6 protein-coding genes and 1 pseudogene are annotated in these 8,663 nt (G+C 70.6%); 2 read left to right on the top strand and 5 right to left on the bottom strand.

Annotated features, from left to right (window positions below; all coding sequences use genetic code 11):
- Nucleotides 1-122: 122 nt before the first annotated feature.
- Together BO221_RS18845 and BO221_RS18850 are read right to left on the bottom strand one after the other, a co-directional pair.
- Entirely contained in the window at nt 123-1,691 is a 1,569-nt protein-coding gene (locus BO221_RS18845; RefSeq protein WP_073561818.1) for a DEAD/DEAH box helicase, read from the bottom strand.
- Between the two features lie 33 nt (nt 1,692-1,724).
- Entirely contained in the window at nt 1,725-2,288 is a 564-nt protein-coding gene (locus tag BO221_RS18850; RefSeq protein ID WP_083681153.1) for a DUF2378 family protein, read from the bottom strand.
- Nucleotides 2,289-2,434: 146 nt separating this feature from the next.
- Here BO221_RS18850 and BO221_RS18855 point away from each other — a divergent pair, with 146 nt between their 5' ends.
- Entirely contained in the window at nt 2,435-4,900 is a 2,466-nt protein-coding gene (locus tag BO221_RS18855; RefSeq protein WP_073561820.1) for a glycoside hydrolase family 3 C-terminal domain-containing protein, read from the top strand.
- Here the strand turns inward: BO221_RS18855 and BO221_RS18860 are convergent.
- Together BO221_RS18860 and BO221_RS18865 are read right to left on the bottom strand one after the other, a co-directional pair.
- Complete coding sequence (locus tag BO221_RS18860) at nt 4,885-6,144, bottom strand: macrolide family glycosyltransferase (RefSeq protein WP_073561821.1); 1,260 nt, start codon at nt 6,142-6,144, stop codon at nt 4,885-4,887. The genes BO221_RS18855 and BO221_RS18860 overlap by 16 nt on opposite strands.
- Nucleotides 6,145-6,208: 64 nt before the next feature.
- The gene (locus BO221_RS18865) at nt 6,209-7,342 is read right to left on the bottom strand and encodes a biotin carboxylase (protein ID WP_143195532.1); all 1,134 of its coding nucleotides are present in this window, start codon (nt 7,340-7,342) and stop codon (nt 6,209-6,211) included.
- Between the two features lie 79 nt (nt 7,343-7,421).
- Here BO221_RS18865 and BO221_RS18870 point away from each other — a divergent pair, with 79 nt between their 5' ends.
- Entirely contained in the window at nt 7,422-8,252 is an 831-nt protein-coding gene (locus BO221_RS18870) for a glycosyltransferase family 2 protein (RefSeq protein WP_073561822.1), read from the top strand.
- Nucleotides 8,253-8,264: 12 nt separating this feature from the next.
- Here BO221_RS18870 and BO221_RS18875 read toward each other — a convergent pair.
- Nucleotides 8,265-8,663 (bottom strand): annotated as a pseudogene (locus tag BO221_RS18875) (glycoside hydrolase family 16 protein); the annotation flags it as partial.

Consider the following 8,663-nt stretch of genomic DNA (forward strand, 5'->3'; position numbering starts at 1 on the left):
TCTCCGGGGGGAGGGGGACTTCCTGGCTTGTCTCGGGAGAGGAAAGGAGCGCCATGGCTGCGAAACGCCGTGAGAAGGAAGTCCCTCGCCGGCTCGAGGTCACATTCTAACGGCCCCTCCGCCTAGCGGCTGCTTCGTCCTCCGCCACCACGGCCTCGCGGGGAGGGCCCCGGCCCACGCCGCGCCCCTCCCGGACGGCCTCCCGCCTTGCCTCCAGGGCGCCCGGCGCCACGCGGGCCGCTCTTACCCTTGCCCTTGCCCTTGCCTTCGGTCCTCCCTCGCCCCTCCTTCGCTTTCCGGGCCATGTCGCGGCCGAATGCGCCTTCCACGCGGCGCGCGGGCTTCGCCCGGCGGGCGCCCTCTTCCTCCCTCCCAGGGCGAGGCGCCGGGCTCCGGCCCGGGGCGGTACGGCGGGAGTCTCCACCCCGGCGCTCCGGGCCCTCACGCCGGGGGCCCGCTCCGCGCGCCTCGCGAGCCCTCTCCGGCGCACGGGGACGGGGGCGGTCCTCGAGCTTCATCAAGTCATCCACGTCCCCCTGCTCGGCCTGGAACGTCTCCCGCTCCTCGAGGAAGACGGGGTCCTTGCGCGGCACCTCGGCGCGCGGCACCGGCATGCGGATGATGCGCTCGATGGCGCGCACCGTCTCCTCGTCCCGCTCGGTGACGAAGGTGGAGGCCCGCCCGCTCGCACCCGCCCGCGCCGTGCGGCCGATGCGGTGCACGTAGTCCTCGGGCGAGTGGGGCAGGTCGAAGTTGATGACGTGGCCCACGTCCTCCACGTCCAGCCCGCGCGAGGCGATGTCGGTGGCCACCAGGCAGCGGTACTGCCCCCGCCGGAAGCCCTCGAGCGCCTGGCGGCGCTGCCCCTGCGTCCGGTCCGAGTGGATGAGGGCGGACTTGTGGCCCGCGCGCTTGAGGACTTCCAGCACCTTCTCGGCGCGCTCCCGGGTACGGGTGAAGACGAGCGCGCTGAGCTGATCCCTCTCGAGCAGGGTGAGCAGCAGCGGGTACTTCTCGTCCGCCTCCACCTCGTACATCCGCTGCACGGCGCGCGCGGCGGGCGTGCCACTGGGCGTGACCTCCACCCGGACGGGCCGGCGCAGCAGTTCCTGCGCGAAGAGCGTCACGTTGTGGCCGAGCGTGGCGGAGAAGAGGAGCGTCTGCCTCTCACGGGGCAGGGCGGCGAGGATCCGCTGGAGCTCGGGCAGGAAGCCCATCTCCAGCATCCGGTCCGCCTCGTCCAGCACGAGCGTGCGCACCGCGGAGAGGTTCACCGCGCCCGCCTGGAGGAGGTCCGCCAGCCGGCCCGGAGTGGCGAGCACCAGGGTGGGCTTCTGGCGCAGCGCCTCCACCTGGGCACTCATGTCCGTGCCGCCGATGACCACCGCCTGGGTGACACCGCGCGGCTCGCCGAAGAAGGAAGCCTCCTGGGCGATCTGCTGCACCAGCTCGCGCGTGGGGGCGAGCACCAGCCCGGTGGGGCCCGGCTCACCGGCCAGCCGCTCGATGAGGGGCAGCAGATAGGCGGCCGTCTTGCCCGTGCCGGTGGCCGCGCAGCCGATGACGTCGCGCCCGGCGAGCGCCGGGGGAATGGCCTGGGCCTGGATGGGGGTGGGAGCGGTGAAGCGGGCGCGCCGCACCGCACCGAGTGTCTCAGGAGAGAGGCCGAGGGTCTTGAAGGAGTTGCTCACACACCGGGGGCTATCACGCCCGGGCGCGCGGGGCTACCAGCGCACGTCGAACGTCATGTCCTCGGGGCCCACCTGCTCCCAGGTGCTCTGGGGCGAGCTCACCCCCGTGGCGCGCAGGGCGGCATGGAGGATGCCGTTGTAGTAGTCGCCGGGCAGGGGGACGCCCCGGAAGTCCATCCGGTAGTGGTTGGGCCCGAGCTGCTCCACCGTGCGCGTGCCGAAGTTGCTGCTGCGGCCCACGAACTCGGGAGCCTTGCGCATCAGCCGGTCCGGCCCGAGCAGGTGCAGCGCGGCCAGTTGAATCTGCCCCAGCAGTGTCTTGCGGTAGCCCTCGAAGAGGCATGCGCCCACGCGGAAGAGCCCCTCGGACGGGTGCAGGGAGGCGAAGCGGGTACGCGCCAGGTAGTGGAGCACCTCGGCGAAGTGCTCCACCGCGATCTCCGACGGGGCGTAGTCGGTCCCACCGCTCAACCGGACGATCTCCTTCATCTCGGCGGAGCGCTCCTGGATCTCCAGGCTGCGCAACAGGCCCTCCAGGGGGGCGTAACGCATCCGCCGGGGGGCGGGTTGCTGTGAAGCGGCGGCGGTGGCGGGCATGAATCACCTCGGGGGCGGCTTTCACCGGCATGTGAGACTGGCACAGGCCTGGGCTCGAAAACCACCGGGAGACTCCTCGCGCTCACCCGCTGGCGCTGACGCACCGCGGTGTGGCACGGGCCCTCGGGCGTGTACTCTCCGCCACCATGAACGAGCAGCGCATCGACACGCTCCTGAACGACATGACCCTCGAGGAGCAGGTTTCCCTGTTGGCCGGAGCCTCCTTCTGGACGACCGTTCCCGTGGAGCGGCTCGGCATTCCCTCCCTCAAGGTCAGCGATGGCCCCAACGGCGCACGCGGTGCCGGCAGCCTCGTGGGGGGCGTGAAGGCCGCGTCCTTCCCCGTGGCCATCTCCCTCGCGTCCACCTGGAACACCGCGCTCGTCACACAGGTGGGCCAGGCGCTCGGCCAGGAGGCCCAATCCAAGGGCGCCCAGGTGCTGCTCGCGCCCACCGTCAACCTGCACCGCTCCACCCAGAACGGCCGCAACTTCGAGTGCTACTCCGAGGATCCCTTCCTGTCCGCCCGGCTCTGCGTCGCGTACATCCAGGGCGTGCAGAGCCAGGGCGTGGGCGCCACCGTCAAGCACTACGTGGGCAACGAGTCGGAGTTCGAGCGCATGTCCATCAGCTCCGACATCGACGAGCGCACGCTCCGCGAGCTTTACCTCGTTCCCTTCGAGGCGGCCGTGAAGGAGGCGGGCACCTGGGCCGTCATGTGCTCCTACAACAAGCTGAACGGCACGTTCGCCAGCGAGCACAGGCGCCTGCTCACGGACATCCTCAAGCGCGAGTGGGGCTTCGACGGCGTGTTGATGTCCGACTGGTTCGCCACGCACACCACCGTGGAGTCCATGAACGCGGGACTCGACCTGGAGATGCCCGGCCCGGCGAAGTTCCGCGGCCAGAAGCTGCTCGAGGCCGTCCGCTCGGGGCAGGTGGGCACGGAGGCCATCCGTGACAGCGCCCGGCGCGTGCTGCGCCTCCTCGGCCGCGTCGGCGCCTTCGAGCATCCCGCGCCGGTGGAGGAACAGGCCATCAATCGGCCCGAGCACCGCGCCCTCATCCGCCGGGCCGGCGCGGAAGGCACGGTGCTGCTCAAGAACAAGGGCGTGCTGCCGCTCGACCCGAAGCGGCTGAAGAAGATCGCCCTCATCGGCCCCAACGCCAGGACCGCGCAGATCATGGGAGGTGGCAGCGCGCAGGTGAACGCGCACTACCGCGTCACGCCCTACGAGGGCATCCAGGCCCGGCTCGGCGCGAGCGTCGAACTCGGGTACGAGGTGGGCTGCGCGAATCACAAACTGCTGCCCCCGCTCGCGCAGGCGCTCACCGCCGAGTACTTCAACAACCGAGGCCTGTCGGGCGCGGGGGTGCCGGGCGCCAGCCTGCCCCAGACGGAGGTGATCTGGTCCGACGCGCCCGCGCCGGGCATCAGCGCCGACAGCTTCTCCGCGCGCCTCTCCATGCGCTTCACGCCGGACGAGGACGGCGTGCACCACTTCGGCCTGGTCAGCGCCGGTCTCAGCCGCCTGTTCGTGGACGGGCGGCTCGTCGTGGACAACTGGAGCGCGTGGAAGCCGGGCGACACCTATTTCGGTAGCGGCAGCGACGAAGTCACCGGGACGCTCGAGCTCCAGGCCGGCCGTGCGTATGCCGTGACCATCGAGTACGCCACCCCGGCGGAGGGGATGCGGGCCGTGCGCGTGGGTGTCACCCGGCCCCTGGGCGACGCGCATATCGAGCGCGCCGTGCGGCTCGCCGAGGACTCCGACGTGGCCCTGGTGTTCGTCGGTCACAACGGGGAGTGGGACACCGAAGCGGTGGATCGCCCCCACATGGACCTGGTGGGCCGCCAGAACGAGCTGGTCTCGCGGGTGGCTCGCGCCAACCCGAACACCGTGGTGGTGCTGCAGACGGGTGCGCCCGTCGCCCTGCCGTGGTTGGACGCGGTCGCGGGTGTCCTGCAGGCCTGGTACCCCGGTCAGGAAGCCGGCAACGCCATCGCGGATGTGCTCTTCGGAGACGCCGAGCCCTCGGGCCGGCTCCCGCAGACCTTCCCCGTGCGGCTCGAGGACAACGCCGCCCATGGCCACTACCCCGGTGGCCAGGGCCGGGTGCGCTACGGCGAGGGCGTCTTCGTCGGCTACCGCCACCACGACACGAAGGACATCGCCCCGCTGTTCCCGTTCGGCTTCGGCCTCTCCTATACGACGTTCTCGTACGGGAACCTCCGCCTGAGCGCCGAGTCCCTCTCGCCGGGCGGCACGCTGACGGTGACGCTCGACGTGACGAACACCGGGACGCGCGCGGGGCAGGAGGTCGTGCAGCTCTACGTGCGCGACGAGAAGGCGAGCCTCCCGCGCCCCGAAAAGGAGCTGAAGGGCTTCCTCAAGGTCGCCCTGGCGCCCGGCGAGACGAAGACCGTCACCCTGACGCTCGGGATGCGGGCGCTCGCGTACTTCGATGACGCGAGGGCCGCGTGGGTCGCCGAGGCGGGCCGCTTCGAGGTGCTCGCCGGGAGCTCCTCGCGAGACATCCACGCCCGTGCCGTCTTCTCCCTCCAGCGGGACTGGGCCGGGTCCCTGGAGACGGCTCAGGCCGCCTTCTGAGGCGAGCCTCCCCGGCGTGAGGCGGCGAACTGGTGCAGTGCATCCGCCGCGCGCCGGGGGCCTCCCGCTTCCCGGAGCTCCTTCTGGAACTCCGTGACGCGGGAGCGGTAGCCCGGGTCCGTGTCGAGCCGCTCGATGGCTTCACGCAGTGCCTTCGGGTCCAGGGCGTCCCGGGCCGAGAGAGTGAGCCCCAGCCCGAGCTCGGTCACGCGCGAGGCGTTGAGCGGCTGATCCGCGAACTGTGGGAAGACGGCCAGCGGCACGCCGTGCCAGAGGCCCTCCATGGTGGAGTTCATGCCGCCGTGGGTGAGGAAGACGCGGGCCCGCTCGAGCACCTCGAGCTGGGGCACGTGCTGGCGCACGAGGACGTTGGACGGCGCGGGTCCGAGCGTGGCCGGGTCCAGGCTCTTGCCGCAGGCCATCACCACCTGCCAGCGGGTGTCGCGGAAGGCCTCGAAGCAGGCCTTGTAGAAGTCGGGCCGCATGTTCATGGGCGTGGTGCCCAGCGAGACGAGCAGCACGGGCTTGCCCTCGAGCCGCTCCAGCGGGAAGTCTCCCCGATCGTTGCGCGGCAGCACCGCGGGGCCCACGAAGAGGAAGCGCTCGTCGAAGTTCCCGGCATCCGGCTGGTACTTCCGGGGGACGGGGATGATGTTCAGCTCCTCGACGCTCGAGAACATCGACTGGGGGCTCAAGCGCGGCAGGCCGTGGCGCCAGTGCATCACCTCGGACGTCAGCAACAGCCGGCCGATGGCCAGCAGGGCGCTCGGGGGCGGAGGGCCCTTCATGTTCGCGCGCATCGCGTTCTTGATCGTGGGGGAGTGGCTCAGTCCGAAGCTCGTCTGGAAGATGGCCGCGGGCAGCCCCAGCATCGCGCCGGCGGCGCGGCCCCAGACGGCCATCGGGTCATAGACGACGCAGCCGGCCCGTTCCGCCCGGGCCTGCTCCACCAGCTGGGGGGTCTTGTGCAGGCTCCGGCGCATGAGGCCCAGCATGAACGGCATGGCCTTCTTCATCACCTGCCCGCCCGCACCTCCCAGGCCGGGCAGGCTCCCGAGGTTGGAGGGCAGGGCGAGCGAGTCATCGAGCAGCCGGGGCGACGCGCCGGTGTTGCGGATGGCCGCCTCGAACTCGCGCGTCACGTAGACGACGACCTCGTCCCCCCGGGAGACCAGCTCCTGGATGAGCGGGAGCATCGGGTTGACGTGGCCATGGGCCTGCATGGGGAAGAAAAGGAATTTCATGGGGGCAACTCCCGCACACGGGACGGCTTCGCCAGGTGGCATTGATAGGGGCGCTGCGAATTCGTCACCCCCCCTTAATGCACGGGGACCACGCCTGGCGCAGCATGTTGAGCAGGAGATCCGGGTAGGACCAGCCCACGCCTCGAGCCGCCAGGGAGCTGAGGTTGTCCTGATCCTCGCGTCCAGGCCGGCCCGGCCCCGTCATGTTGGGCTTCATGTTCAGATCGAACAGGAAGAACCCGCCTTCCTCCGAGGCGCGGCAGTCGATCCGGATGGGAGCGAGCGCGCGGACCTTCCGCGCGGCCACGGTGCACCAGGCCTCCAGACGTTGCATGGCGGGCTGGATGCGCTCGGTGCCGGAGATCCGGACGCTGTTGTTCACCACGGCGACCACCCCGTTGTAGGGCGCGATGCCGTCGTGGTGGTTGAAGCGGCGGACGGCGGGCAGTGGCCAGTGCTGGGTATACGTCCGCTCGGAGCCGCCGATGAGGTACGAGCCCGGGGGCATCACGGTCAGGGTGACTTCGGTGCCAGGGAGGTACTGTTCCACCATCAGGCGTTGGCCATAACGAGGGGCTCCCGAGGCGTCCCGGGTCGCGAGCAGCCCCGCCGCGTATTGTTTCAACTCCGCGAGGGAGTGGACCGCGCGCACGCCCTCGCTGCCCCGTCCGCGGATGGGCTTGACGACCAGGGGGAAACGCAGACCCCGCTCCTCGAGCCGTGCCTCGGTGAGGGCGTCCAGGGCGAGCGTCTCGGGCCCGTCTCCGGTGGCGGCCTGGATGGCGGCGGGCACGGGACAACCGCTCTCGCGCAGGACCTGGCGGGTGAGCCACTTGTCGTCGTATTCGTCCACCCGTGACGGGTGCTGCCCGACGATGCGTACGTCCTCGTGGGCCACCGTTTCCAGCGGGTGCCCGTTGAACAACACGGTGTTGGCCCACAGGACCCGAGCGCCCTGGCCGAGGGCCTCGGCGATTCCCTCGGCGGTATCGGGGAAGACCCAGTCCAGGGCCTGGGTGGCGTCGGGATGGGCGCGAGGTGTGAGTACGGGAACGCCCGCCGCGCGCAGGGCATGGGCGATGTCGGCGCCACTGTCGCTGTAGCCGCCCGGCTTCATGGGTTTGCGGATGCCGTCGATCTCCGGGGGCGGAGTGGCCTGGTACAACAGCGCAACCAGAGGGTGAACGAGCGGCTCCATGGAGCCACCATTCATCGGGACGTGGAGGAACGCCAGCGTTTGCTGTTGGAGGTTGTGGGATGTAGGAGAGTCCGGATCCATGAAGCTCGGTGGCTACGTCATCCACGGAAACAACCGCGACACGCTCGGCGCGTGCCTGGAGAGTCTGAGCGCCGTCTGCGACGAGGTCGTGGCCCTGGACTCGCGGTCCACGGATGGTTCGGTGGAGCTCGCGCGGAGCATGGGCGCTCGTTCCGTCTCCCATTCCTGGCGGGGCTACGGTGCCGCACGGGCCGCCGCCATGGAGGCGTTGGGCCCCTGTGACTACGTCCTCTATCTCGACTCGGATGAGCGACTGGCGCCAGAGGCCCTGTTCGTCATCCGCGCCTGGCGCGACTCCCACCCGGCGGAACCCGCCTACCGCCTGCCGTGCCGCGACTGGGCGGAGATCAACGGGCACCGCTTCCTCTACCGCACTCACTGGCGTGCGCGCCTGATCCGCCGGGACTCCGCCATCTGGCGCCCGGAGATGATCGTCCACGAGGCACTGCCTCGGATGCGCGCGCCCCGCCTGCACGCTCCCATCGATCACCGCTTCGCCACCTCGCTCGAGGGGCGCGCGGAGAAGGAGGAGCGTTATGCCATGCTCTGGGCCGTGCGCGCCTTCGCGGAAGGCAGGCGGCTCAAGCCCGCCGCCCTCCAGCGCCCCGCACACCTGATCCGCGACTGCCTGATGCACGGTGCGCTCTGGCGCGGAGGGCTGGACGCGTTGCGGCTGGCCTGGGCCGTGTCCAACTACCACTCCGCCAAGTACCGTCACCTCCGCGTGCTGCGGCAGGGAGGTTTCCCCGAGCTGCGCAAGGCCTTCGACGAGGGCCGCTACGGGGAGGTGTTCGCCCTCGTGCGGGAGGAGCGCACCCGAGCCCCGTAGCGGGACGTCTGGTTACAGGCGGATCAGCTCCACGTCATCCATGTGGATGAAGTTGGCCGAGTTGCCCACGCTGGCGCGGGTGTGGAAGCCCAGCTCGAGGTAGCCACCGGAGACGTAGATGGCGGGCGTCTCCACCAGCGTCCAGTTGCCGTAGGTGCCCAGGTTCGTGAAGACAGGTCCGCACGAGCCGCACGTCTTCGCCTGCAGCCGCGCGATGTCGAAGCCGCCTCCCTTGCGCACCCACGCGCGCACCTTGTAGTTGCCCGTCGCCAGCCCCGTGCGCGTCTGGTACGTCCACACCTCGAAGGGCGACCCGCTCCAGTGCGTCAGGTGGTACGCGCCCGAGCGGCCGCCGTTGTACGTCTCGGAGAAGTCCGCGGCCTCGGTGCCGTTGGGGCTCCAGGTGGCCCA

Source organism: Archangium sp. Cb G35, assembly GCF_001896145.1.
GTDB lineage: Bacteria > Myxococcota > Myxococcia > Myxococcales > Myxococcaceae > Archangium > Archangium violaceum.